This window comes from Acidobacteriota bacterium, from assembly GCA_003225175.1.
Taxonomy (GTDB): Bacteria; Acidobacteriota; Terriglobia; order Terriglobales; family Acidobacteriaceae; genus Gp1-AA112.
In genome coordinates, this window is record QIBA01000044.1 from 18,177 (window position 1) to 44,217 (window position 26,041).

Below are 26,041 nucleotides of genomic sequence, written 5' to 3' on the forward strand. Positions count from 1 at the left end.
CCGTGCCATACTCACCACATCCATGCCGAAATTCCGCTACCCCCTCTCCACTCTGCTCGCGGTGGCGCTGGTTGTAGTCGGTTCTGGACTGCGCGTGTGGTGGACGGCAACCCACCCTCCCATTGACTTCGTTTATAGCGACGCGGAGCGGCACTGGTTCAACGCGACCCATCCGCTGGAGACAAATCCCTTTGCCGGAATCGATCCGCCCGCGTATGAGCTTTGGCTGAGCCTGATTGCGCGCGTCACGCTCGGCAATCGGACCGCACTCGGAATTTACGCTGCGCTGCTGTCCCTGGCAGCTCCGTTCGTCTGGTTCCTGTTCGCGCGCACCGTCCTGCAGCGCAGCGTCCTCGCGCTGTGGTTCTGGGCTGTGCTCACGTGGCTTCCGTCGTGGATCGGCATCTTCAGCTACTTCATGAACGAGACGATCCTGATTCCCCTAATTGGATTGTCACTGTGGCTGACGACGCGCGAAAGGCCAGACACGCCTGGGCGCTGGGTAGGCCTGAATCTAAGCTGGATTCTGACCTGTTTGACCCGGATTATCGCGCTGCCGGTCGCCGCCGTCACCATGGCATTCGCACTGAGCGGCACTCGGTACCCTGGGCGTCGAACGCTTCTTACATTGGCAGTCTGGGCGTGCGCTTTGGCGCCGTTTGCCTTGCGTTCATACGAGATTCTTCATGTCGCAACACCCTTCGGGTTGCCCTATCCCCATCATATCTACTGGGAATCGGGTGCGCGGGACATTTACTTGCATTTGACCGTTCCCAGCCGCGGAATCGGCTTTAACTACAACTTTACAGCGGCATCCGCGTTTGATGAGCCCTTCCACCCGTTCAGCAAGTACCAGCCGCGGCCTTCCGGGCGAGTGGACGTGTTCGTAAACATGGATAGAGGTGCAGCAGATTGGCAGCGGGCTGCGGCAGAGTACTCCCCAACATTTTCCAAACGACTCCACCTCTATTGTGAAAATGCTCTCCTGTTCCTGCTGGCGGATTCGTGGCCGGACGGTCATCTGGAGTTTGTCTGGGAAAATGCCGCCTACCACTTGCACTGGATGTGGTTGGCGATTGTGCTGGGAGCAGCGACTGGATCAGCCATATACATGTATCGAAACCGGAGCCTCCAATTAGTGCCGTGCCTAGCGGTTGTGTCGTTCCTGGTTCCGCTCTTCTCGAACGCCGGAGTAATGGAAGCGCGCTTTCGAAAGCCGCTGGAAGGCATTTTCATTTTGGCACTGTTCTGGCTTGCAGAACACCGGCGAAACGACAGCAAGACCCTGCAACGCGGAGAGGCGGAGCCGCGGAGGGAATAAGAAGTTTACGCGGATCGTCCGCTCCGATCCCGTACCGCTTATTGTCTACTACCGATCGCGCCTGCTTATTGTCTCCACCTGTGTTCCCGCCCCCGAAGTACGGACACGACGGGGAGCCCGTTCTCACTTCGCCGTGATCTTTAGATTGGAAAAGTAGCCCTCAGTACCGGGGCCAACCCACAATGCGACGCCGCCCTCGCGCGGCTCGAGCTTCAGATCGTTCACGATCAGACAGGGTTGCTCGGCCCCGTTCACGAAGAGCCGTGCCTTGCGGCCTTCGACTTCAATCTTGTATTTGGTCCAGACACCAGGCTCCAGGTCGACATACGACTCATATTTTTCCGGAGCTTCCTGCCGCGATCGCGCGAAGTCAAAATCGGGATACGAGCTGTATTGGGTGGAGTGATTTCGCCTCACCTGATCGTCGGCTCGTCCATTGGTTGGTCTCAGATAAATGTACTCATACTTTTCATCGCCCTGCAGCCGAAAGGCGATGCCAATGAACCCGCGAGCACCTTCCCCGGCGTTACTGGCCGGCTTGCCCGCCAAGTCTACTTCGATCGTGCCATCTCGAAACGATGCGTCTTTAACTACGGCATATGATCTCGCATTCGCGGCTCCGGGCGTGGCTATCACCTGCACCGCACTCCGGCCTTTGTAGCTCGCCTGGGCAATCGATACATTCTTTGCTACGAGTCGATCAACACTTTGAGGCATTAATGGAAGGCAAAGGAACGCCAACAAAGAAGCGGAAAGGCGCCTGATTGAATAGAACCACGCATTCATAGGAATACTCCAGTTCCGAGTTGCCACGAACATGATACGCAAGCAGACAAAATTCTTAGCTCTGCGCTTCCCTTGACCATTGACAGGAGTCTAAGCTATCGTCCTGTCGTTTATTGACAGGAGCCTTATGGGAAAGCCCACCGATCTGGTTCAGGGAACGCTCGATGTGCTGATTCTGAAGACTGTTGCTCTGCAGCCGATGCATGGATGGGGAATCGCGCAGCGCATCCGCCAACTTTCGAACGAGGTGCTCCAGGTGGGACAGGGTGCACTCTATCCGGCATTGCATCGGCTCGAGCAACAGGGATGGATCCAAGCGAAGTGGGGAGAATCGGAGAACAATCGCCGCGCCAAATACTATTCGCTCACACGCGACGGCGCCAAATATTTGAGGCAGCAACAGGCGCAGTGGAACCGTCTTTCGGGAGCGATTGATCTGGTGCTGGATGCGACGTAGCTGGGCTCGCCGCGCACAAATCCCGCTCAGAAAGGTGTGTATGCGCTGGTTGACCAAATTGCAATTGCGATTCCGAAGCATTTTTCAACGCGATGCCGTGGAGGGCGATCTCGATGACGAACTAACCTTCCACGTGGAGGCTCAGATCGCACAAAACGTCGCATCCGGCATGACGGGCGAGGAGGCCAGGTACTCCACTTTGCGCGGGATGGGCAGCGTGACGCAAGTCGCGGAGCAGTGTCGCGAGGCCCGCAACGTGGACCTGCTAGAAACGACATGGTATGACTTGCGTTTTGGAGCCCGCACTCTTGCCAAGAACCGGGCATTTACTGCTGTCGCTGTTCTGACCCTTGCCGTTGGTATCGGCTTCAACACCTTTTCGTTCAGCGCGGTGAACGCGCTGTTATTCGGCGGATTACCGGTCAAGGATCCCGATCGCCTGGTACTCGGCGAGGCCTTGCGTGAAGGTTTTGACCCAGGAGGCACTTCGCTGTTGGAGTACGCCGCCCTCCGCAACGAGCAAAAAGCTTTTGCAAGCAGCGCCCTGTCGATTGATCGCTCGTTTCTGCTGCGTGGGAACACGGAAGCCGAGGAGGTTCATGCGGCAGCCATTTCGCCTGCATTCTTTGAGACGCTCGGCACGGCGCCAATTCTCGGTCGCTCCCTATCGCTTGAGGAAAGCAGGGCGGGCGCGCCGGCGGTCGTGCTGCTTTCCTACGGCTTCTGGCAACGACGGTTTGGCGGCGATGCGAATGCCATAGGACAGTCGCTCGATCTCGATGGCCGTAGCTACACGATTATCGGTGTTATGCCGCGCGGCTTCGACTATCCAACGCTCACGCAGGCATGGGTTCCACTGGATCTCGATCCGGAAGCGGCACCGATGCCCCAGCGGATCACCCATGCATACATCTTCGTGGGGCGATTGCAAAACGGAGTCTCGCGCCATCAGGCTGAGCAGGATGTCAGGGACGTAGCCGGCCGACTGGCGCGGCAGTTTCCCCAAACGGAACGCGGATGGAGCTACGGTTTGCTGACCATGCGCCAATGGTCAATCGGCGACGATGATGGGCGGGTGACCAGAGCCATTGTCGCGCTTGTGCTAGCGATCGGCTTGTTGCTCCTCATCTGTTGCGTGAACATCGCGAGCCTGCTCCTGGTTCGCGGCGTGATACGTGAGGGCGAGCTGGCAGTTCGCGCGGCGCTCGGCGCTTCGAGCCGGCGGATCGCGCAACAGTTGTTGACGGAAGGCGCGATGCTTTCCGTTTGCGGCGGCATTGTCGGGCTTCTGGTCGCCTGGGGCATGCGACCTCTCTTCCGCATGCTGAACCCGATTCAGCCGCATTCTTTCGGTCAGATTGTGAACGATTTCCGGATCGACGGCCGCGTATTGGCTTTCTGCCTCGGGGTTTCGATCCTGAGCGGGCTTATCTTCAGCCTACTGCCGACGTTGAAGCTTGTGAAGCTCCGCAATCTGTCTGCAATGCTGAGGCAACGCGAACAACGCGCCGCCGGCGTCGCAGCGCGTCGCGGTTGGCTGAGCGCTCTGGTTGTAGCGGAGATCGCCATTGCTGTGTCGCTGTCCTTTGGCGGCGCGCTTCTCACCAAGAGCTTCTACCGCCTCTCGGGGCTTTATCTGGGTTTTCGGCCGGAACACCTGCTGACGCTGCAGTTGCCCCTTTCGGTCACCGAATACCCGCAGCAGAGCCAGAAGATGGCTTTTCTCGATCGAGTTCTGGATCGCGTGCGTACACTGCCGGGGGTCGAATCGGCCGGGGTAACTACTTTCCTGCCGATGCAGGACTTCTCGTCCGACACTGTGTTCACCGTGGAAGGCCATCCTCCGCGCAATCGCTCCGATGTGCCAATTGCCGCCTTGCGCCACGTCAGCGCAGGATACGCCGAAACTCTCGGTCTCACTCTTCTGAACGGGCGCATGATCACCAACCAGGATCGCGCCGCTACGTTGCCTGTCGCCGTCATCAGTGAGGAGATGGCGCGCCAGTCCTTCGGTAATGAAGACCCGATTGGGAAACGCCTTCGCCGCGGCCGCCAGCAAGATACAAGTTATCCGTGGCTCGTCGTGGTTGGGGTGGTAAAGGACGCAAAGGAAGATCGCCTTAATTTTCGGATTGCTCGCCCGGTGTTGTACATCCCAAACACGCAACGAACGAACCCACCTTCCGGAACCTTAATGGGACTGGTCGTACGCACAACGTCCGAGCCATCGCTGACAATCAACGCAGTACGAGCATCCATTCACGACATCAATCCATTCCAGCCAGTGATCAAGGTCAGCAGCATGGAAGCAATGTTGAATTCCGTCCTCTCCGCCGACCGCTTCAGCGCGCGAGTGATGGCTATGCTGGCTGCCGTTGGCCTGTTCCTGGCTGCCATAGGGCTCTATGGTGTAATCGCTTACTCCGTGACACAACGCACAGGAGAAATCGGCCTGCGCATGGCCCTCGGAGCACAGCCTTGGAGCGTGATTGCGCTGATCGCACGCGAGAGCGGAATGCTGGGAGCGCTCGGTCTCGCGCTCTCGTTGCCACTCATATTCGCCGTGGCCAGGCTCCTCAAGAGCGTGCTCTTCTCTGTTAGCGCGGGCGATCCTGCGATCCTGCTTGGTATCATTTTGGGACTTATTCTCGTTACCCTCATCGCCAGCTTCGCACCGATAATGCGAGCCCTTAGGCTTGACCCCTTGAGGTCTCTGCGCTGCGAGTAACAGCCGGGTAACCCTTATGCGCTGGTGCTACAAATTGCCGCTGCGGCTGCACTCGCTGTTCCGCCGTCAAGAAGTAGAGCGCGAACTGGACGAGGAGATCGAATTTCATCTTCAATCCCTGATCGATCAATATCTCGCGCAGGGAATCAAGCCCGAAGCTGCTCGGCGAGCCGCTCTCCGCGAATTGGGTCACCTCGAGCCCGTGAAGGAGGAATGCCGCGAAATGCGCAACGTAAACTTCATCGAAAACGTTCTGCAAGACATCCACTTCGGCCTGCGCATGCTCCGGCGCAATCCTGGATTTTCAGCGCTGGCAATCCTTTGTCTCATATTGGGAATCGGCTCCAACGCAGCAGTCTTTAGCTGGGTCGAAGGCATCCTGCTCCATCCTTATCCTGCCGTCGCACATCAAGACCGCCTGCTCATGCTCGCTGCGACCCGGCGCGGCGACGCCGGTTACAACGGACTCTCCTGGCCCGACTTCCAGGATCTCCAGCGGAGCTGCACGTTATGCGATGCGGTGATTGCGGAAAAGATCGTTGGCGTCACGCTCAGCATCGGTGATAGGGCCGAGAGCGGCGCAGGCAGTGTCGTCTCGTCGAACTATTTTGATGCCTTGGATGTTCGTCCCATTCTCGGACGCAGCTTTCAGGCTGACGAAGATTTCGGGCGCAACGCCCATCCCGTTACCGTGATCAGTTATCAGCTATGGCAAAACCGGTTCCATGGCGATCCCAGCATTGTCGGCAAGACGCAGGTACTCAACGGGCTGCCGCACACCATCGTCGGCGTTGCTCCGAAAGGATTTTACGGGACCTTCATCGGGTACTCCTGGAAACTCTGGGTGCCGATCTCGATGCAGGAGAGATTCGAGCCCGGCGGCTACAAAATGGAGAATCGTGGCGCGCGCTGGATCGAGGGGTTCGTGCGCATGAAGCCTCGCGTGACAGCAGAGCAGGTCCAGGCCGAAGTGTCCGCCTTCGCCGAGCGGCTGGAAAAGAACTATCCCGCGACCAACCGCGGACAGGGGATCAAAGTACTGCCGTTATGGAAAGCTCCTTTTAACGGCGCATCTTTTATGCTTCCCACATTGGGCATGGCGCTGGGTATCGGAATGCTTGTGCTCCTGATCGTCTGCGCGAATGTCAGCAATCTGCTGCTGGTCAGGTTTTTCGCGCGACGCCACGAGATTACCGCCCGCCTTGCCCTTGGCGCCGGCCGCGGCCGCGTGCTGCAGCAGCTTTTAACTGAAGGATTGTTACTGTCCATTATCGGCGCAGGCGGCGGGGTTCTCCTCGCATACTGGTGTCGTAACCTTCTCAGCGTCTTGATACCGCCACGCAGCGGTCCTATCTTTCTGCCCGGGCAGATGGACTGGCGAGTGCTCGTACTGAGTGCGGGCGTGTGCCTCATCTCCACGGTGTTGTTCGCGCTGGTGCCGGTGCTCGAGAGCAGCAAGGTCGATCTCGCTTCGGCGCTTAAGTCCGAATCGGGAAGCGTGATTGGAGCGCGGGGAAGAGCGCGCATACGAGCCGGGCTGGTTGTCATTCAGGTGTCACTCAGCTTTGTGCTGCTGGTCGGAGCCGGTCTGGTAGTCCTAAGTCTCGAGAGGATTCGCACTGCAAGCCCGGGCTTTTCCATCGATGGCGTGTTGAATACAGCCGTCAATCTAATGGCCACCGGATACGACACGCAGCGCGCGAAGAACTTTCACGACGCCTTCATGGAGCGCGTGCAGGCGATTCCCGGAATCGAATCGGCTGCCTATGGACGCGTCATACCGTTGGGCTATCGCGACTATTCAGAAGCTCCAGTCGTGATCGAGGGATATCAGACCGCTCCCAACGAGCAGCCAACGCTAAACTACAACGAAGTTGGCCCGGCGTACTTTACCACTATGGGAATTCCGCTCATCTCCGGCCGCGAATTCACGCGCGCCGATAACGAAGCTTCCCCGCTGGTCGCGATCGTGAACGAAGCGATGGTCGCCCAGTACTGGCATGGTCAGGACCCCGTCGGCAAGCGCTTTCGCGCGAATGGACGATGGATGGAGGTGGTTGGCGTAGCCAAATTGTCGAAGTATCGCAGCATCCTGGAGACGCCCAAGGCATTCTTCTACATCCCCTTACGCCAGAATTTTGCACCCACGGTGGGCCTCAATCTGCGAACCAACCAACCCGCCGACACGATCGCCAGAGCCCTAGCCCGCGAAATGCACTCCCTCGATCCCGACCTCGCGCCGTACGAAGTAAGCACCATGCGCGAACGCGTCGAACGATCGACCTCGGCGCAGCACGCAGCAGTAATGCTGCTCAGCATCTTCGGTAGTCTGACTGTGCTCCTTGCCACGATTGGACTTTACGGAGTGCTCTCCTACGCAGTCTCGCAAAGCACGCGCGAACTGGGACTGAGGATGGCCCTGGGCGCACGCGCGTCCGATCTGCTGCGTATCGTGATATCTCAAGGGCTGTCGCTGACCGTCACCGGCGTCATCGTCGGCGCCACGATTGCATTGGCCGGAACACGCCTGCTCGGCTATCTCTTATATAACGTAAGCCCACGCGACCCGTTGGCCTTCGGATCGGCATTTGCAGTCATGATCATTGCTGCCTTAGCAGCCTGCTTCATGCCAGCCATGCGAGCGACGAGGACAGACCCGGTGCGGGCGTTGCGGCAATAGCGATACGCCTTCGAGTATCATTATGGTTTCACGGCGGTGAGGAGATGCAAAATCCCGTCCTCTTCTGCTCTGTGATCTGCGCGGCTGTTCTTTGCCCCAGTGGCCGTGATGCAGCTACCTCGTCCAAGTCCGATGCGCAAATGCATGGATTGCGCGGTCCGCAGCGCTCGGTGCATATACCCCGGAGGACTGAATCTCAGAGCATCGTGTGTTGCGGGCCTCTTGGACGGCAGGGCTACAGATGAAAATGTCCAGCGACGGGAAAGCTCCGTGAAGTGCTAATGGCTGGCCTTCCATTACTGATAGGCAGACCGACTGCACCATTCGCCGAGCATACTGTCCAAATCCCGGACACGTTCTAAAAATCGCACACTCAGCGATTTGACGGCATCCTACCTATTTGCCTTCAATATCAACCATTTACGGGCTCTTCCATGGCTGGTTTGCGGATTGCATACCACCAAAGTTGCATGCGGCGCGGAAACGGTAATCCTAGAACTGGAATCAGGCTGACGACGCTGGCGGCGTCGGTTGTCATCCTCGGCTTTTCCGGCTTCACTAAGGAGTTGCATGCGGAATCGAATCAAGCTGGCGCAAGGAACGCAGCTTTGCACATCAGCGTAGTGGTTATGCCGGTAGTTCAGGCTCTCAACATTCCTCAGCCGCAGCGGCAGCGGCAAAGCGGCCCGGTTACATACAACGTGCGTACAGAACCGATAGAGAAGAGATATGAGGTGCGCAGCCTGCCCGGAGGTATTACCGCACGCGATAAACAAGCTCCAGCGATTTTGGAGACTCTGGTACTTGTTCCCCAATAAATACAGTCCCCAAACCCTTCGTGGAGGAAGAGATGAATAGCTGTGAACTAGAGGCTGTGCTGGTGACTGCTGATCCTGTGGTGGTTGACTCGGTATCGGAGTCATTGGGAAAGCTGGGCATTACCCCGAACGTGTATGGGGACGCCCTGGCAGCGATGCAAACGCTGAATACTCAGAAGACAGATGCCTTCCTGGTGGATCGGGAACTGGATCCCGAATTCTCAATCTTAAAGGCGATGCGGCGCTCCACTTCTAGTCGCTCTGCCGTGGCATTTGCGATCTGCTCGCAGGAGTCCTCGACCAAAGAAGCCTTCAGCGTTGCCGATTTCGTTATGGACAAGCCGCTTGCTTCTCATCGAGTGCACCGAACCATGAAGGCGGCATACGGAATCATGTTGAAAGAACGCATGCGTTACTTTCGGCATTCTTTGCGCACGGAAGCGACGGTGATCGACTCGACTTATCGCAGATTCATCGCGCAAACCAGTAACATCAGCCAGACCGGGATCGGACTGGAATGTGTCGCACCCCTGCTTGCGCGCCAGGTAGTGCAGCTTGAATTCGCTTTGCCGGACGATCAGGACAAGCTGAGCTGCAAAGCCCAGGTGATCTGGACAGCCGAAAACGGGAAAACCGGGCTCACCTTCACAGATATGAGCAGCAGTCAAACAGAGAGGCTGACGGAGTGGATCGAAAGCCAGTTTCTCCGCAGGGTGCATCCAGCGATAGCGCTTAGCAGCTCGCTGAGCTCAAACCATGCAATTGCCTGAATACGGTGAATGGAACGACCCGATTAGTACGCGCCGCAGTAAGCGAATTGAAACTGATGTGCTCATCGAAGTTCGAGGAGAAGATTTCGCTTATGCTGGAGAAACCGTCCGAGTCAGTCTGCACGGAGCGTTGATCCGAACATCCGCTCCACTGCAACTCGGCACTCCGGTCACTGTGTACGTGCATCGTACGGGCAAATCTGCACAGGCGCACATCGTGTCGGTGGTCCACGATACTGGTTCCCGCTATGGGATTGAACTCGACCATCCAAGCAACATTTGGGGCGTCACGGCGACGCCGGTAGATTGGAAGGTGTGCTGATCCACGGCATTTTCGGCAGCCTGTAAACCGAAAAGGCAGAGGCACCCCCGCTGCAGGCCATTGTAACTACTTCGCTGTTGCGGCTCTGGTAAAGTCTGGTTTCGGCGGTGTGCATACTAACTCGAACCAGCGACTGATGTAGACCTGGGCGTGGGCTTCTCCGCAGTAATGCCGGGCTCCTTCGGCATTCGCGGAGGCTGCGTTCCATCTTTGAATGGTGAGCTCTTGATCTCCGCATCGAATCACAAACCAGTGGAGAGGATTGGTGGTTGCTGTTCCGCAAACTTCACATCTGTATTCCCGTTGTGTGGTCATTGGTTTACTGTGGCTCTGGAGTCGGGGTACCGTCTCCTGCTTTCGCCTGAAGTTTCAGCCTAGGCAATCTTAAAGCAAAGCAGCCATTGTGCCAGTGGTGAAAGAACCGAGTTTTTCATCGGATTCGCATGGAGAAGATTAGGTCGCCGTATCGAGGTGGAAGGACTCGGTATATTGCTCAACGGGATAGCCTTTCGCTTTCCACGCGGCCAGGCCGCCACTTAGAAATTTGATCCGGGAAAAATTCAAGGACAGTGCACGGTGCAGAACTTCCTTGCTGGTTTTGTCGCTGGGGCATGTGCAGTAGACGACTGAGTCTTTGTCCTTAGGAATCAGCAACGGCTTTTCAAGCACTTCTTTTGGCGGAATCCGCCTCGCGCCCGGAATGATCTGGGCATTGGCCAGCAAATCAAGCGGTTGGCGAACATCAAAAACGAGGATCTCCCGATTTGAATTCATCCGTTGGTGAAGCTCCTCGGCTGTGATTCTGTGCTGATCGAACTCGTCGCGGTCCCTCCTGCGTCTGATCCATATAACGAGCACAAAAAGAAGTACCGCAGCGCCAAGAATTGTCAGAATGAGTCCCATGGTTGTGTCTCGCTCCAAAGAATCCCATTAATCGGATCGCGCCCTCCGCCTTGCTAAGACTGCCGACAAAATGGCGACGACGAACAGGGTAGCGATGATCCCTTGCGAAGTCACGCAGTAGATGCACCAAACCCCGAGCTTTTTCCACTCGATCCAGGTCAGGCGCAAGGAAAACAACAGGCCAATGAGTGCCATGAGGGCCGTTGTCCGAGGCAAGCGCCCGGCGAAAGCGGCGAGGAGCGCGTATCCCACGCTGCCGACGAGCGCCACCGGAACGCCGCCCAGAGTAGCGTAGGGGCTGTGATTTACGATACCGCAGTCCCACTTGTCATTGATGCTGCAGGGTGAAGGTCTAGTGTTGTAGTGCTCGCCAAGGGCAAGTCCCGACACAATGACGCCAGCGAGGCAGAGAACAACGATTACTGCCGTGAGCGTTGCCTTGATTGCAGAAGTCATTTGTCGGTTGTATCAGCACAGATGTTGGAGGCGTTTTGGGATCGACGCTGGATCACTGCAGGTTCTTATGAGCCTGAATTCCGCCCTCAATGGTTAGCGGAATTGGAACCATGCGTTCCACACGATGGTAGCCCATCCGATGGATAGCATACATAACCATCGTTTGCGCCGAGTTCACGATGACTGCGAGCCCTATCTGTCCTCCCCAACCCTGGTTGACAAATGGGCGAGCAATGGGATTTCCCTCTGCATCGGAGCAGACCCAGGACAGCTCAGCGGGGTGAGTGCGCCAACAATTCTTGAGCCTCCTCTGCGTGGTGACGGCGTCGGCGGTCTGGGCGAGGAGGCCGGCTGTCATCAAAGCAATGTTGAACCGATCGAAAAATTTGTGAGTCGGATTTCCGCTGGGACGTTCAAAAAAGGCCTCTTTGCCGAAGCGATAGGAGGCGCCCAGACTGCTCTGAAGGTCGTGCGTGATCGGGCGCACATACCCGGATGTGCTTGTAGGCCGTACCAGGGTATCGCCCAATTCTGCGCTAAGTGTGACCCGGGGACTCAACGTGTATCCAATTCCGCCGGTAAGGCCGAAAGCGAAGAAGTTTCGCCTGCCATAAGTAAATTTGAGATCTGTAAATGAGGTCGGCGGGAAGTTGATGAAGTGCAAATCGGTTTGAGCATGGCTCCAGCTCACGAATCCGGGGCGCGCCTTTGTAAAGAATGTAAACCGCCGACCCCGTATGCTCGCTCTCGGCCCAATCTGAGCCTCGTTCAGCCGGCCTCCGTAGGTCCCGCTGGGGAACGGCGTCGAGGAAGGAGACCAGGCTAGCGCGGCGTCAATCGCGAAGTGCTGATTCAAATTGAAAGTAAACTCCGGCCCGATCATCCATTTCGTTGCTGGACACCCGCTGCAACCTGCGGTATGTCCTTCGATTCGGAGAGTCGTGGTCTGCGAAGTGAGTTCAAAACGCCGATAGCTTTGCGCATAGGACGACACTGAAGCGATTACAAGGACGACGAAAAGGGCGAGGGAAGGAATTGTCGGCATTCCGAAAATGAGAATCCGTTTCCGCTCTCGGAGTAACTCGGATTTTGGAAAAAAGTTTCGGAAAATGAAAACCGACTAGATCGAATTAACCAGCGCCAGGGTGAACCCGTCGTACCCTTTGCTTCCGACTGTCTGAATAGTTGTGGCGGTCACACGTTTCTCGCTAGCCAGCATTTCGTTCAGGCGGCGAACGCCTTGGACGTCTTCGTCGCGACTGTCTGCCTCGATCACCGCACCCTTGCGAACCACGTTGTCCACGATAATCAGGCTGCTGGGGCGCGAGAGCTTGAGCGACCAATGGAAGTACTCTGGGATGCTGGCTTTGTCGGCATCGATGAAGGTCAGATCGAACGGGCCCCTCGCCTCGGCAACCAGCTTAGGCAGCGTGTCGATGGCGCGCCCAAGTCGGATTTCCACTTTCTTTATGAGTCCCGCACGTTCGATGCTGCTGCGCGCAACTTCAGCATGCTTCGGATTCAGCTCCAGGCTGACGAGGCGGCCGTCTTCTGGGAGCGCTCGCGCCAGCCAGATAGTGCTGTAGCCGCCAAGCGTTCCAATCTCCAGGATTCGGCGGGCCTGCACCAAGCGTGCGAATATCTGCAGCAGCTTGCCCTGATTCGGGGTTACCGCGATCGCGGGGAGTTCCGCCTTGACGCTCGCTTCGATTGCTGCATCGAGAGCCGCGTCCGAAAGTACGACGGTTTGACTTATGTAATCGTCGACTGCAGTCCATTGCTCCTGATTCATGCATTCATTTCAACACAAAAAATCTTCGACTCCGAATTCGCTGGGCTTTTCCTATTAACTTTCTGAGTTGCGCAGAAATTGGCAGTAACTGCTTTGCCGATTGGGAGATAGGAAAAATTCCACAGAATTCCCTCTCAGTTCCCTGCTGGAACGAAAACTGCAAATTTGGGCAAAATTCGATGATTTCGCAGCCGAATTCGCAAACAACACTGTTCTTGCTTCTGTTTTGTCGATATTTGGAGTTATCTCAAGGCTACCGTGTTTGTTGGTGTCCATGCGGGACAGGTCTTGGCAACTTCATCTTCAAGTTAACGGCAAGCTCGGGAGGTCTCCTAGGGTTATTCGGTAACGGAAATCTTGCCCCTCAACAAATCCTGCATGTCATCAATCTTGTCAGACATCATATTCAGCTTGCGTGCCAAGCCCTGAATCTGGAATTCGGACCGTCGATTCACTTCAAAGTCCAGTTCGCTGCGCACCCTGTCCTTCACGTCTTGCCGGTTCTGACTCATCATGATGATCGGCGCCTGGATCGCCGCCAGCATGGAGAGGAAGAGATTAAGAAGAATGAAGGGATAGGGATCCCAGGCTTCGCGCCCAAGAACAACGTTGAACATCGTATAGATAATGAGCAGCACACCGCAGGTGATGATGAACTTCCACGATCCACCGAACCGGGCAACGTTATCGGCGACTACTTCGCCAAACGTAGTCTTTTCCTCGATCAACTCGTTGGGATTGCGCGCGGCACGCAGGCGGACGAGTTCCTGCGAGCTATGAAACTGGCGGCCTAGCACCGTAAGCATATCCATTCCGGAGTGAGGCTTCCGTTCCAGCAAGACGGCTATGTCCTTGCGGTCTACTTCTATGCATACCGAGAGCTCAACGGCAATTGCGTAGCTTTTGTGGTGCGAGCCGTCGAGCATGGAGGCAAAGCCAAAGAACTCGCCTTGGGCGGGCTCATCGATCACGACCTCCTGGTCGTCCTGATCGAGGGTGGCCACTCGAACCTTTCCCGAAACGAGAATGTAACCGCGGCCACCTTCATCGCCAATCTTGTAGATTCGCTGCCGCGATACAAACTGTTTCATCTCGACCTGGCTTGCCAGAACTGCTGCCTCATCATCGTCCAAAAGGGCGAACAGTGGAACGTTTCTCAACAGCTCTCGATCACAGGACATGATCACCTCACCACTTCAAGATAAGCAGTAACTATGAATTGTCTCTAAACAAAAGAGAAGCCCCGGTTACGACCGGGGCTTGAACTCGGAAACCTTGTATTCTGTCCCAAACACAAGACGCGCTTTAGGCCTGAAATCCGAATGTCATCTTGATCCCAGCGACTTCGACGATGTCTCCATCGGCCAGAGCTCGTTGGCCGGAGATTTCTTCATCATTGATCTTTAGTTTTATGCGTTTTTCTGAGGCTGCGATGAAGTAACCGTTCTCTCGCTTCGAGATCAGAGCAGCCATTTTTGGAGCAAACCATCCTTTGAGCTTGATGGTCGCCATATCGGATCTCCCAATCACCGTCATCTTGCTGGTGAGTACATATTGCGTCTCGTCGGTCTTTCCACTCAGGATGATAAGCGTTCCAACTTTCTCAGCTGCAGACAAGCTCGAATACTGGCGCGTAGGACTTGGTCCCGGTTCACCGATTGTGGCTTGTGCTTGAACGTTTGAGAGACGCTCTTTCATTCCTTTTGTATCGAGCATTACCGTGGGATCGAGTTTCGGCATCGGGGCGGCGGAAGGCGCAATAGCGACAGACTTCCCAGAACGATCCTCCCGAAAGTCCTCCTTGAAAGACAGAATGTGTTTTCCGATCAGCACGTTGTCCCCGTCTTTCAGAGCGCGACGGTTGACCCGAGCATTATTGACGTATGTCCCATTCAGGGAATTATTGTCTTCGATAACGAACTTATCGTTATCCCAATAGATTTTTGCGTGATGACCGGAGACGGCGAGATTATCGACTTGGATCACATTGTCCGGAAGACGGCCGATGGTCGTAACTCCCTGGGAGAGTGGAATCTCTTTCAGCACCGCTTGCTCGAACTTTAGGAAGAGTTTTGCCATGATTGCCCTCCGCCGAGCAGGAAGTTGAGGAATCTCTGGTACCACGGCACTTCAACCACTCGCAGCAGCAGACAAGTAATGTTATCGTCCCCACCTTTTTCTTTGGCTGCTTTGATCAAATCTTCGCATGCCGTATCAAGAGAAGGCGAGTTCTCAAGGATCGTTTTGATCACATTCTCCTTTACCAGTTTGGTAAGGCCATCAGTAGCGAGAAGGTAGACATCGCCACGCAGAGCAATTAGCTCCTGAATGTCGGGCTCTACCGCCTCCTCCGAACCAAGCGCCCGGATGATGATGTTCTGCATTTCGGACTTCTCGGCTTCTTCCATGCTGATCAAGCCACGCCGCACCTGCTCCATCACAAGCGAATGATCTTGGGTGAGCTGCTCAAGCACGCCGTTACGAAGCCGGTAGATGCGGCTATCACCTGCGTGAGCGATGGTGAGAAAGTTTTCCTGAAGGAGGGCTGCAACGACGGTTGATCCCATTCCCTGCTGCGATTCCTTAGCTTGTCCAGCTTCGTAGATCGCAGCATTTGCCCGCCGGATCGCATTCAAAAGCTGCCGGCCCGCAGCTGACATATCGGCGGGCGCCTCGCCGAATTCCGGATAATTACCGGTGTCTTTGCCTTCTCGAAAATAACCGAGCATGAGGTCGACACCCATCTTGCTGGCGACTTCGCCAGCAAGGGCGCCGCCCATGCCATCGCAAACAACGTAGAGGCACACTCGCTGATCCCAGCCGAGGTTATCCTCATTGTTCCTGCGGATACACCCAATGTCGGTCTTGCCGGATATTTCAGCCGCCAGGCTCATGCGAGCGTCGAGGGATCTCCTTTTCTACCGTGAACTTCGAATTTGGGTTTTGAGATCGTTACAGCCGCTGTTGCGCCCCATCATTTAAGCATTGCTGCGACTGCCGGGGATAGCCAAAGAATTTCCGCCGCAAACTCCACCGGTGGCGCCCGCTATGCCGCCTTCGCGCTGTAACTTGCACGATAACTCTGCCACACCAGCGAGTGGAAATTTTTCACCGGAAGACTGGAATTTCAGCAGTTTATGAGTCTTGTAGCTCGCGGATTTTACTGAGGAATTTGAACAAGACGCAAGGGAAATCGCTGCTGAGAGCATTACCGATCAATCATCGCTTCGAAGGAGACCTAGGGAATCCTGATTCGTCAGGCGACATACGCTTTTGCTTCCTCAACTGTTTTGCTTAGGGTTTATCCTGTTTCGCTCCTGAAAGGGTAAGCCTGATGCGATTTGCTTCTCTGCTTCTGTTCTGTTCTCCGGTTCTGGCTCAAACACCGGCTCCGGATGTGAAGGCCTATATCAAGTACGACCAACCCGTAATTGTGTTAAACCACGTCCGTGTGATCGATGGAACTGGGTCGCCTGTGAAAAATGACCAGATGTTGGTGATCTCAGGCGGAAAAATCCAAAGTATTTCCGCTGCGAACGAAAAGACTCCAGCAGGGGCGCAGGTGCTCGATCTCACTGGCGATAGCCTGCTACCAGGGCTTGTTGGAATGCATGATCATATGTACTTTCCCGCGCCCGGCAGGAACCTGCCAATGTATCCCGAGCACGCTTGGAGCTTTCCGCGCCTATATCTTGCCGGAGGAGTGACGACGATCCGAACCACCGGTTCGGTGGAACCGTATACGGACCTTCAACTCAAAAAGGACATCGACTCAGGCAAGAGTCCTGGGCCCAAGATGCATGTCACCGGTCCGTATTTGGAAGGCAAGGGCGCATACACTCCGCAGATGCACGAACTTCAGGACGCGGACGACTCACGCCGCACAGTGAATTACTGGATCGATGAAGGCGTGACTAGTTTCAAGGCCTATATGAACATCACGCACGACCAACTTCAGGCCGCCGTTGAAGAAGCACATAAACGCAAGCTGAAGGTAACAGGGCATCTCTGTTCCATTGGCTTCCGTGAAGCCGCAACTATCGGCATTGACGATCTGGAACATGGGATCGTCGTCGACTCGGAATTTGCGCCCGGCAAGCAGCCCGATAAGTGCCCCCCGCAAAAAGATATTCGTGACACGCTACTGAAGCTCGACATCGGTAGCGAGCAGGTCCAATCGATGATCAAAGACTTGGTGTCGAGCCACGTAGCGATGACTTCAACTCTTCCGGTGTTTGAAGGCTTCGTCCCTAATCGGCCGCCATTACGTCAGGGAAATTTAGATGCCATGCTGCCTGAAGCCCGCGAGCAATATCTTGCCACGCGAAACAACATGGCAAAGAACGCCGCTCAATCTCCCTGGCCTGTGTTGTTCAAAAAGGAGATGGAATTTGAATACGCCTTTGCGAAAGCGGGAGGACTGCTGCTGTCTGGGCTGGATCCGACGGGTAATGGTGCCGTTGTGGCAGGCTATGGAGACCAACGCGAAGTAGAACTGCTCGTCGAAGCTGGATTCGCTCCTCTCGAAGCGATTCGAATCGCAACGTACAATGGCGCCCAGTATTTGGGCGAATTGGACCATATTGGAACACTCGCGGCAGGCAAGCAAGCCGACATCGTGGTTGTGAAAGGCGACCCTTCAAGCAAGATTTCAGATATCGAGAACGTCGAAGTCGTGTTCAAAGATGGAGTAGGTTACGATCCAGCAAAGCTGGTCAAGGATGCGAACGGTTTCGTCGGTTTAAAGTAGATTCATACGACGCGCGGCGAACAACCAAAGCTAACCACGAAGGAGCCGGAATTAACCAACACAAGTTGCTGTAGCTTCGTCCTTCCTGGTTTCATCCCACTTTCGGCTGCCTCGGCACTGAAGAGCTCCTACCCAGAACGTCCGTGACCTTGATCTTCCATCTTGGTCTTGGCATTGACTCGGGCAGTAATCTCATTCCGCACTTCCCACAACTCTTTATAGAGCACGTGCTCTTGCCGTTGTCTGAGAATCTCTACCGGCCGACCGGTTGTGCCGAGAACGTCGCCGCCGATGATTCGATGTGCAAGCTTCAGGTGATGAAAACGAAAAAGCTGAACGCGCTCGTCGAAATCGAGTAACTTCTCGGCTACCTCGTGAAGCCCCAGAAATTCGTCACTGCGCCTGTAGAGTTGCTCAACGGTCATTCCCGCCCTATCAAGCTGATCGAAAAATGATTGTCCCAATCTGGGCGCCAAATGTAGTAGGGAAAGAAAACCCGGAGAATCCAAGCCGCTGCCGTGACCGAGTCCGGCGCGGATGAGGTGGTATTCATACGGCGTGAGCGTCTCGAGAATGTTCAGCAGGTCGATGACGCGATCAAGCATGCGAAAGGATCTGTCCATCAGCTTGACTGCTCGAACGTAATCCCCTGCCCCGATCGCCTCACGCGACCGTTCCAACTCATTCGCGGCACCTTTCAGCAGCAACTCCGATGCCTGGTGCACGACCTGAAACATCAGCTCATCGGGATGCGAGCGCTGCTCCGGCGACTTCTGCAGTGCGAGTAACTCGTCGGTCCGAAGATAACGTTCGTAATCCGTAGCCCCCGCGCCAGGCAGGATCGGTTGTGTCATCTCGCGATTTTGAGGAACTAGTGGTTGCTGTGTACGAAGCTTTTGCTTCGTCTGCCGCTTCCGACTCAATCGACGATCTCTCCATCGCGCATGTGGATCGTGCGGTCGCCGATTGCCGCTGCCTCAGGATTATGGGTGATCATTAGCACCGTCTGCCCAAGCTCTTTGTTGGACTGCCGCAGCATGTTCAGCACGACATTAGAGTTCTTGGTATCAAGATTTCCAGTAGGCTCGTCCGCAAGAATGAGCGCTGGATGATTGATGAGAGCTCGCGCAAGAGCGACACGCTGCTGCTCGCCGCCGGAAAGTTCGCTCGGACGATGATGGAGCCTTCCTTTTAGCCCGAGCAGTTCTACGATCTTATCGAAATATTCGCGGTCCATTTGACCATTCTTGCCACCGATCTCGTGTGCAATCGCAATGTTTGTCATCGCGTCGAGCGTTGGCAGAAGATTGAATTTCTGGAAGACAAATCCGATTCGGCTTTTGCGCAAAGCGGTGCGCTTCGCATCGGATAGCTGCGCGAAATCGACGCTATCGATCAGCACGCGGCCGCTGGTTGCGCGAGTAAGCCCACCGAGAATATAGAACAGCGTAGATTTGCCGCTTCCTGAAGGACCTACAATGCTGACAAATTGGCCGCGCTCGACATTGAAGCTTACTCCGCGCAACGCTGGAACTTCGACCTTCCCTACGTGGTAGACCTTACTGACGTTGTCTGCCTGAATAATATGCGGCATGCAAACTTTCAGTCTACACGACGGGAAAGATAGAGACTCGGCGATGCTGCGTCTCTACTGATACCTGGGTCGTGCATATTTTTTCAGTCAGCCGGCGGCGATTTGATTGCCCGAGTTCGTGTGCGTCGCGGCAAATTCCGCAGTGAGCGTCTTCTTCGGTCCACGCTTCTTCACAAGCATAATGCGAATGCGCTCGAGCAGGTCCATCGGCGGGTAAGAACCCTTAGGCAGAAAGATATCCGCGCAAGTTCCTTTTTCATACATCTTCACTTTCCCGCTGAAGAGGATCATCGGTGTTTCAGGCGCAAGTTCTTTAAGAACCCGGACGACCTCCGCGCCATCCATCTCGGGCATGACTAAATCAGTAAGAACCAGGTCGATGGCGCCAGAGTGTTGAAACATCTCGATCGCTTCGCGGCCGCTGCTCGCAGTGAGCACACGGTACCCGCGCGTCTCCAGCATGAATTTTCGAATGGAGAGAGATTGTTCGTTGTCGTCGATGCAGAGAATAACTTTTTTCGGTCGCATGATTACCGTACGTTTCCATCCGCAACATTGCGGAGGGTAGCGGAAGGTCAGTCGCAAAACTCGGAGTAGGCGCAGGAATGGACCCGAAGAAGAGGCGCAGCATCGTTCTTAAGATGCGCGACGCTCAGCTCAACATTCACAGCGCCCGAACCCGCGTTCAGGACGGCCTGCCTGTTCTAGATTTTCTTTTCGAAAGGGCGATCATTTCGTGAGAAGCGTTTTTGCATCCTACGGCTGAGTGGTCGCTCGTGTAAAGTGCCTTGGCCGCTAATCGAGATTTTTTTTTGGCAAGAAACTGACAGGAAAAAATCGCTCAAAAAATGCCGGAAAATTGAGAGGAACAGAATTAGGCAGGCTAGATCCAAATCTCTCCGCGCGCGACTTCCACACAATATCCACCGACGTGTACGTTGACCACTCTGTCACCGGACTTTTCTGCCCGCACATAAATGCGACTCGGACGGTGCACTTCGATTCCCTGCTCAATGATCGCCGTCTCTCCGCGCTCGATGACTCCGTGCATTGCCATCCACGCTGCACAACATCCTGCTGCTGATCCAGTCGCCGGATCATCTCCGTTATAAAAAGGCATGCGCGCATGCAGCTTTGCCTGCGGATCTACGGTCTCTGCAGTGACAAAGTAGAACAAGCCTCCATCGCCACGTTCACGGTACTGGGCCAACTTGCTCCAAGGCCCCACTTTGCGAATGGCGTCTAGTGAAATGACAGGAACGATGATGAAGGGCAGTCCCGTTGTGAATGTCTGCACTGGAAGATCCGGTGCGATTTCATTGAGTGACAGGCCCGCTGCGCGTGCAATCTGTTCCTTGTCGTGTACCACTCCGGCCTCAGGATCGCGTTGACGCATCTCGCCGAATGATTTCTCGGAGTTCTCCTGGCGGAAGCGCACTGGAATTTTTCCAACTTTCAGATCGAGCCATATCTCGTTGGTGCCACCGAAGCGATGTAAATAGTAGGCCGTACCTAATGTCGGATGCCCGGCAAATGGAAGCTCCTCCTGAACTGTAAAAATGCGCACGCGTGTGCCGTCGCGGCGCTCCTCTTCAACTTCGCGAGGCAGAATGAACGTCGTCTCGGAAAGATTCGTCTCGCGCGCGAGCGCCTGCATCTCGCCCGTCGACAATCCACGAGCATCGGTGAAGATCGCAAGCTGATTGCCTTCCAAGGGCCGGTCAGTAAACACATCCATGAATACATATGGCAAACGACGGCGAGTGACACTAATCATATGGTTATCTTAATTGCAGCGTTGGATGAGATAGGATTGCAGAACGCAGCACGCTGAGTCTAGACGGTGATGAAGTCCAGCACGGACCGCAATTACGCATGTTCCGGGACAAGCATTGAGAAAATTGCCTAGTTTTTGATGAATCGCGATACAATCCTGAGAATCGAATTATGAGGATGAACTTCCCGGTCACGTGTTGCGTTTGCTGTTGTCAACCCATGCGGCCTAATTGCTGACCGGGAACTCGCGCAAGTTCTCTCAAACCCACCCGGCAGCGCCGGGTGGGTTTTTAATTTTCAGGTAAAACTAGAGGAGATTCTATGAGCACAGACACAACTGCTTCTCGCATTCCAAGAATCAACGAGCCGGCTCCGGAGATCGTTGCTAAGTCAACGCACGGCGTGATTCGTCTTACTGACTACACCGCAAAGGGTAAGTGGGTGATGCTGTTCTCCCATCCTGCAGATTTCACTCCGGTGTGCACAACTGAGTTCGTTGAGTTCGGACGCCGTCACGCAGAGTTCGAACGCCTCAACGTGCAACCTGTGGGAGTCGCCGTAGACAGTATCTACGCGCACATCGCGTGGATTCGTAACATCGAAGACAAATTCAAAGTGAAAGTCCAGTTCCCCCTGATCGCTGACCTGGATCAGAAAGTCGCACAAGCTTTCGGCATGGTGCACGAAGCAGTCAGCGATACGGCGGCGGTTCGTGCCGTCTTCTTCATCGACCCGAAGAACACGATTCGCGCTTTGCTGTACTATCCCCTGAACCTCGGCCGTAACGTAGACGAACTCCTTCGTGTCTTCGAAGCGTTGCAGACGGCAGACCAGAACGCTTGCGCCTTACCGGCAAATTGGAAACCGGGAGATGCCGTGATCGTTCCTGCCCCGATTACTCAAGCCGACGCCGAAAGACGTGTCCAATCGAACGGCACCGGTGTCGACGTCACAGACTGGTATTTCACGAAGAAGAAGTTAGCGGCAGCAGCAGCGGACTGACATCAAGTTCGTGGCCGCAGATCAGCGTTCAGGAGCTTATTGCTGATCGCTAATTGCTTGTAGCTGCTTTTCAAGCACCGGTCGCCAAGTGGCTAAGGCACGAGCCTGCAAAGCTCGCATCGCCGGTTCAACTCCGGCCCGGTGCTCCAGATTCGAGCCGAAAGAGACGCAGCATGCTGCGTCTCTTTTCCTGTTAGCGAAAACTTGGCGCAGGGATCTGGCGGAAGCGTGTGCGAGTCGAATCCGCGCATAAACGTTAACTCAACAACTTACAGCGCAGCAGATGGCATGAAATACACCGTTTTAGATGTAAGGCAGCGTGAACGGCACGGAAACAGCACGGGAAAAGTGGAACGCAGTTTCAAATGCAAGTCAGCGGATGACATCAGAAACCTTAGGAATCATGCCTAAACGGATAAACGGAGCGCGGATAGAGCGCACCGTTCTCCGGAAGAACGGTAGGGGTAAAATCCTCCTACTCGACCGCCATGACCAATCCCAAAGAAGACCTCCTCCGAGAACGAAAGACTGTGGTCGTTTTCGACATTTGCTCCTCAACAACGATTCTCGAAGACCTCAAAGAAAGTGATAACCAACAACAATGGCGAAACCTGCTGATAGGGCTGAAGAATTTCCTAGTTGAGGAACGCGAAGGCTATGTGCCCTTCGACCTTTACAAATTTGCCTGCGGCTTGTGTGAGTCCTCGTCAATGCGCGTTGTGACGAATCGGAGATACATGACGTAATTTGGTAGGCTTCAGGCCACGGAGTCAGATACCGGCTTGTCACACTTGAAGTGCCTCATCTGCTGCTTTGATGAGCGCAATTCCAGTCGCTTCAGCGACCTTTCGGTATATCTCCTGTTGACCGTCAGGAATGTCATACTCCTGCCCGATTGTTTCCTTGCAATGGCTCATGTCTTTGAATTTCGCGTCTACGATTCCGCTTCGGTGACCTATGAGGTTGCGAAGCAAGCTTCTCATCGATCATTTGATTCGGCACGGGCAGATTCTCCGGAATCAGGCGATTGCTAAGACTGCGAAATTTGGCGGCTATGTTGGCTTTGCGAGAACTGCTGCGCATTTGATTCCATAAAACTTACGCCTATCATATGACCTGACAGGCGTGAGTCTAATCTTCAAGACCTTCTTTGATGCTTTTGGAATCGACCAGGGACTGGATCAACTCGTCCCGAAGATCCGAGCCAACTCTGTCAGGTGAGATTTCCTGGGAACACTTCAGTAATCCAAGCACAATTTCTGAGTTTGTTTCGACCTGGAGTTTGAGCGCCTGCCGAAACGCGTCTTGGGCCAAACTTGCAGAATCCTGAACATTTAGCAGGAACCAGCCTAGCTCCACATGCGCCTCCACAAAGCCAGGTTCAAGCTTGATCGCACGTCTAAGAATTTCTTCGACTTCCTCAGGGGTTCCCTCGTCTCCTAGCTGCAAGAGTCTTGCTTCCCAGACAAGCAGTTCCGATGTTGGCTCTCCTGACAGCTCAGCTTTGCGGATCACATCCAAGGCCGATGCATACTCATTCTGCTGCATAAGGACATTGATCGAGTCTCTCAACTTCTGATTCACTTTGGCCTTTTTTGGGACAATCGCTCTGCATTTTCTATCAGCTTCTTCATTTGTGCTGCCTTTCTGTCCCCACCTTTCGCGAGTTCTTTTAGTTCTCCTAAAGTCTTGTCGCCGTATTCTGAATGATACGACTTTGATCGTTTTGCGGAACCAGAGATCTGCTCGTCGGCTTTTTTGCTGTCTCTTGCTTTTTCGGCGTCCTGTTTTGCCTTGCTTTCCTTGTCTCCTTTTTTGTCTTGGTTGTTTCCAGAATTGGCCGGAGGCGAGGCAGACTTCGTGTCCTCGGCGGGGACAGCTGGAGGGGTCGATGCCTTACGATCCTTACTGAAAAATAGCTGGTATTCGACTGCAATCACCAACTGCGTAAAAAGCATTGCTTTCTGGAGGTAATCAGTGTGCTCCCACTTGCATTTGTAATAGCATTCGTTTGGAGTCCTCAGCATTAGGTGTCCATCTAGATCATTTAGACCTATAGGGTTGTTGCGAACATACGTGTAAAGATTTAGGGTTTGCGGATCTTCCAAGTCTGCGTAAGGAATTGGGTCTGGATCTTCACTCCAGTCCGGGCTCATCCAACGTCCCATTGAAGCAGCGTAATATCTAGCTCCGAAGTAATCCAGATTGGACTCGGTGTCTCGTTCCTTCCCCGTAAACTTGTAGTGATTCGACGCATTGCTAGGTGAGCACGAAACTTCCTGCCCGAAGGGAGCATAGATGCAATTAGAGACGGTACTGCCTACCGAGTCAGTCATTAGGCGCGTGCTCTCAAGATGATCCGCGTGATAGTACTGATTACTCGCAATTGCCGAAGACGTGCTCTTGGCGATTAGCTTGCCATCCGCAAAAATGTAGTCGGTCCATCCAACCGCGTTTTTTTCAGCTATCACTTGCCCATTTAAGTAAAGGTATTCTGTAAACGAACCACCGACGTCTTTTCTGACTCGTTCTCCATCTGGTCCGTACGTGTAGGTCGCTCCGCCGCCGTCTATAGTCTTCACCCGGCTCTCGGCGTCATAAGCGTAGCTGTGCGCACCGTCCCACTGGAGGTTTCCCGCCGCGTCATAATTCCAACCTGAAAGACGATTGTTTTGGTCAAAAGCATTCTGGAAGCCCCATGTTCCAGAGGAATTCATATTCCCATATTGGTCGTAAGACAAGGATACGTTGAATCCGCCGTCACTCTGAGAGCCATTAAGAATCCGATTGAGCTGATCGTAGCTGAAAGACTGGGTCTTTGCGCTCGTGAGGTTATCGATAATGCTCATCACATTACCGTTGTTGCCGTTTCCGTGGCTCGCATCGGGATACGTGTAGCTCTTGTTGAATAACACTTGGCTGTTATTTGTGTTCGTTTGGAGGATCGCGCTCGCCTGCAAGCGATTGTTAAAGCTCACGGTCTCTTGGACACCGTTGCCATACGTTCCAAGACGGAAGGAACCAGCAGGCCAATAAGCCCAAGCGCTTGGAGAAAGTGTGGCTGTGAAATACGGAGAATTCACTGTCGAACCGCCATAACTGTCGTAATTGACAAGGCTGCCATAACTGTCGTAATTGACAAGGCTGAGGCGATTTGCGCCGTTGTCATGACGGAAGGTGACTTTCCGGCCACTCGGATACGTGAGCGACTTCATATTTCCGGCCAAATCGTATTCCGCAGTGATGTGCGTTGTGTAGTCACACGCGCTGGGGATACACCAAGTCTCACCTATGATCCTTCCCATCTTGTCGTAGGAGGGATCAAAGGCATCATTCACGTCGTTCGATGCATGTGTAAGGCGACCAACGGAATAACCGTGGTTTGCCGCGTCGTAGTAAAACTCGCGGCTCGCAGAACCATCTGAATACGTCTTGATCGTCAGACGATTGATCGCGTCATAACCATAGTTCACAGTCATTCCGCGTGCATCCGTCTTGTGCAACAAGTTGCCGTCAGCGTCATATCCATTAATGCAGGTGGCGCTTGACCAAATGCCGTAACAAATCGTGCCGGACTCTCCATTTGCGGCGGTAATTAATTCCGAAAGCGAATCGTAGGTAAACGTACGAGGAGTTCGCGCAGTTTGTGTACCATCCCCCACTTGATTGACCGACTTCAGATTGACATCAGAACAACGATGAACGTGTATGGGGACGTGGTCACGGACGAAATGTCCACGGCTCATAGCAAAGTAGTGGCTTTAGCTCTCAACGGCACGAAAACGGCACGCAAGCCTAGCTAAGTTGTTGAAATTGGCGGAAGCGTGTGCGAGTCGAACACACCCCTGCCAGGTCGAGCCTGACAAGCGCCGGTTTTGAAGACCGG

At 54.5% G+C, this 26,041-nt stretch carries 26 protein-coding genes and 1 tRNA gene; 11 read left to right on the top strand and 16 right to left on the bottom strand.

Features of this window, described 5'->3' with window-relative positions:
- The first annotated feature begins 22 nt into the window (after positions 1 to 22).
- On the top strand, positions 23 to 1,321 hold the full coding sequence (locus tag DMG62_11405; GenBank protein ID PYY22771.1) for a hypothetical protein: 1,299 nt from the start codon (positions 23 to 25) through the stop codon (positions 1,319 to 1,321).
- 123 nt (positions 1,322 to 1,444) lie between these two features.
- On the opposite strand, the gene DMG62_11410 is transcribed toward DMG62_11405, so the two are convergent.
- Positions 1,445 to 2,107 (bottom strand): hypothetical protein, encoded by a 663-nt coding sequence (locus DMG62_11410; GenBank protein ID PYY22772.1) that lies wholly within the window; start codon positions 2,105 to 2,107, stop codon positions 1,445 to 1,447.
- A gap of 127 nt (positions 2,108 to 2,234) precedes the next feature.
- On the opposite strand from DMG62_11410, the gene DMG62_11415 reads away from it, so the two are divergent.
- From DMG62_11415 to DMG62_11440, 6 genes are all read left to right on the top strand, one after another.
- Positions 2,235 to 2,564 carry a PadR family transcriptional regulator gene (locus DMG62_11415; protein PYY22773.1) on the top strand — a complete coding sequence of 110 codons (330 nt, stop codon included), beginning with the start codon at positions 2,235 to 2,237 and terminating at the stop codon, positions 2,562 to 2,564.
- On the top strand, positions 2,554 to 5,292 hold the full coding sequence (locus DMG62_11420; protein PYY22774.1) for a hypothetical protein: 2,739 nt from the start codon (positions 2,554 to 2,556) through the stop codon (positions 5,290 to 5,292). The genes DMG62_11415 and DMG62_11420 overlap by 11 nt, the downstream gene beginning before the upstream one ends.
- 16 nt (positions 5,293 to 5,308) lie before the next feature.
- A complete protein-coding gene (locus DMG62_11425) occupies positions 5,309 to 7,972 on the top strand; it encodes a permease (GenBank protein PYY22775.1) in 2,664 nt (887 codons plus the stop codon).
- Between the two features lie 470 nt (positions 7,973 to 8,442).
- A complete protein-coding gene (locus tag DMG62_11430) occupies positions 8,443 to 8,790 on the top strand; it encodes a hypothetical protein (GenBank protein PYY22776.1) in 348 nt (115 codons plus the stop codon).
- A gap of 32 nt (positions 8,791 to 8,822) precedes the next feature.
- Complete coding sequence (locus DMG62_11435; GenBank protein ID PYY22777.1) at positions 8,823 to 9,560, top strand: hypothetical protein; 738 nt, start codon at positions 8,823 to 8,825, stop codon at positions 9,558 to 9,560.
- Positions 9,547 to 9,882 (top strand): hypothetical protein, encoded by a 336-nt coding sequence (locus DMG62_11440; protein PYY22778.1) that lies wholly within the window; start codon positions 9,547 to 9,549, stop codon positions 9,880 to 9,882. The genes DMG62_11435 and DMG62_11440 overlap by 14 nt, the downstream gene beginning before the upstream one ends.
- 66 nt (positions 9,883 to 9,948) lie before the next feature.
- Here the strand turns inward: DMG62_11440 and DMG62_11445 are convergent, their stop codons facing one another.
- The 8 genes from DMG62_11445 to DMG62_11480 all read right to left on the bottom strand — a co-directional run bounded on the left by DMG62_11445 (position 9,949) and on the right by DMG62_11480 (position 15,927).
- On the bottom strand, positions 9,949 to 10,197 hold the full coding sequence (locus DMG62_11445) for a hypothetical protein (protein ID PYY22779.1): 249 nt from the start codon (positions 10,195 to 10,197) through the stop codon (positions 9,949 to 9,951).
- A gap of 138 nt (positions 10,198 to 10,335) precedes the next feature.
- Positions 10,336 to 10,785 carry a rhodanese gene (locus DMG62_11450; protein ID PYY22780.1) on the bottom strand — a complete coding sequence of 150 codons (450 nt, stop codon included), beginning with the start codon at positions 10,783 to 10,785 and terminating at the stop codon, positions 10,336 to 10,338.
- A gap of 27 nt (positions 10,786 to 10,812) precedes the next feature.
- Positions 10,813 to 11,241 (bottom strand): vitamin K epoxide reductase, encoded by a 429-nt coding sequence (locus DMG62_11455; protein PYY22781.1) that lies wholly within the window; start codon positions 11,239 to 11,241, stop codon positions 10,813 to 10,815.
- A gap of 52 nt (positions 11,242 to 11,293) precedes the next feature.
- Positions 11,294 to 12,286 carry a hypothetical protein gene (locus DMG62_11460; GenBank protein ID PYY22782.1) on the bottom strand — a complete coding sequence of 331 codons (993 nt, stop codon included), beginning with the start codon at positions 12,284 to 12,286 and terminating at the stop codon, positions 11,294 to 11,296.
- A 75-nt stretch (positions 12,287 to 12,361) separates the two neighbouring features.
- Positions 12,362 to 13,033, bottom strand: a complete 672-nt coding sequence (locus DMG62_11465; protein ID PYY22783.1) for a methyltransferase — start codon at positions 13,031 to 13,033, stop codon at positions 12,362 to 12,364.
- A gap of 338 nt (positions 13,034 to 13,371) precedes the next feature.
- The gene (locus DMG62_11470; GenBank protein ID PYY22784.1) at positions 13,372 to 14,214 is read right to left on the bottom strand and encodes a cyclic nucleotide-binding protein; all 843 of its coding nucleotides are present in this window, start codon (positions 14,212 to 14,214) and stop codon (positions 13,372 to 13,374) included.
- Positions 14,215 to 14,338: 124 nt separating this feature from the next.
- Entirely contained in the window at positions 14,339 to 15,112 is a 774-nt protein-coding gene (locus DMG62_11475; protein PYY22785.1) for a hypothetical protein, read from the bottom strand.
- Positions 15,094 to 15,927 (bottom strand): Stp1/IreP family PP2C-type Ser/Thr phosphatase, encoded by an 834-nt coding sequence (locus DMG62_11480; protein ID PYY22786.1) that lies wholly within the window; start codon positions 15,925 to 15,927, stop codon positions 15,094 to 15,096. Before DMG62_11480 ends, DMG62_11475 begins: the two co-directional genes overlap by 19 nt.
- Positions 15,928 to 16,367: 440 nt before the next feature.
- Between DMG62_11480 and DMG62_11485 the strand changes: the two genes are divergently transcribed.
- Positions 16,368 to 17,783: an amidohydrolase gene (locus DMG62_11485; protein PYY22787.1), complete on the top strand. Its 1,416-nt coding sequence runs from the start codon at positions 16,368 to 16,370 to the stop codon at positions 17,781 to 17,783.
- Between the two features lie 128 nt (positions 17,784 to 17,911).
- Here DMG62_11485 and DMG62_11490 read toward each other — a convergent pair whose 3' ends face one another.
- The 4 genes from DMG62_11490 to DMG62_11505 all read right to left on the bottom strand — a co-directional run bounded on the left by DMG62_11490 (position 17,912) and on the right by DMG62_11505 (position 21,154).
- A complete protein-coding gene (locus DMG62_11490) occupies positions 17,912 to 18,706 on the bottom strand; it encodes a tryptophan 2,3-dioxygenase (protein PYY22788.1) in 795 nt (264 codons plus the stop codon).
- Positions 18,703 to 19,377: an ABC transporter ATP-binding protein gene (locus DMG62_11495; protein ID PYY22789.1), complete on the bottom strand. Its 675-nt coding sequence runs from the start codon at positions 19,375 to 19,377 to the stop codon at positions 18,703 to 18,705. Before DMG62_11495 ends, DMG62_11490 begins: the two co-directional genes overlap by 4 nt.
- A gap of 87 nt (positions 19,378 to 19,464) precedes the next feature.
- Positions 19,465 to 19,905: a response regulator gene (locus DMG62_11500; GenBank protein PYY22790.1), complete on the bottom strand. Its 441-nt coding sequence runs from the start codon at positions 19,903 to 19,905 to the stop codon at positions 19,465 to 19,467.
- Positions 19,906 to 20,260: 355 nt separating this feature from the next.
- On the bottom strand, positions 20,261 to 21,154 hold the full coding sequence (locus DMG62_11505) for a PhzF family phenazine biosynthesis protein (protein ID PYY22791.1): 894 nt from the start codon (positions 21,152 to 21,154) through the stop codon (positions 20,261 to 20,263).
- A 320-nt stretch (positions 21,155 to 21,474) separates the two neighbouring features.
- Here DMG62_11505 and DMG62_11510 point away from each other — a divergent pair, with 320 nt between their 5' ends.
- The 3 genes from DMG62_11510 to DMG62_11520 all read left to right on the top strand — a co-directional run bounded on the left by DMG62_11510 (position 21,475) and on the right by DMG62_11520 (position 22,901).
- The gene (locus DMG62_11510) at positions 21,475 to 22,155 is read left to right on the top strand and encodes a peroxiredoxin (GenBank protein PYY22792.1); all 681 of its coding nucleotides are present in this window, start codon (positions 21,475 to 21,477) and stop codon (positions 22,153 to 22,155) included.
- A gap of 74 nt (positions 22,156 to 22,229) precedes the next feature.
- Positions 22,230 to 22,304: transfer RNA gene (locus DMG62_11515), tRNA-Cys, on the top strand.
- 339 nt (positions 22,305 to 22,643) lie between these two features.
- On the top strand, positions 22,644 to 22,901 hold the full coding sequence (locus DMG62_11520) for a hypothetical protein (protein ID PYY22793.1): 258 nt from the start codon (positions 22,644 to 22,646) through the stop codon (positions 22,899 to 22,901).
- Positions 22,902 to 22,940: 39 nt separating this feature from the next.
- On the opposite strand, the gene DMG62_11525 is transcribed toward DMG62_11520, so the two are convergent.
- From DMG62_11525 to DMG62_11535, 3 genes are all read right to left on the bottom strand, one after another.
- A complete protein-coding gene (locus tag DMG62_11525; GenBank protein ID PYY22794.1) occupies positions 22,941 to 23,138 on the bottom strand; it encodes a hypothetical protein in 198 nt (65 codons plus the stop codon).
- Between the two features lie 148 nt (positions 23,139 to 23,286).
- Positions 23,287 to 23,739, bottom strand: a complete 453-nt coding sequence (locus DMG62_11530; GenBank protein ID PYY22795.1) for a hypothetical protein — start codon at positions 23,737 to 23,739, stop codon at positions 23,287 to 23,289.
- Entirely contained in the window at positions 23,736 to 25,901 is a 2,166-nt protein-coding gene (locus DMG62_11535; GenBank protein PYY22796.1) for a hypothetical protein, read from the bottom strand. The genes DMG62_11530 and DMG62_11535 overlap by 4 nt, the downstream gene beginning before the upstream one ends.
- Positions 25,902 to 26,041: the final 140 nt, after the last annotated feature.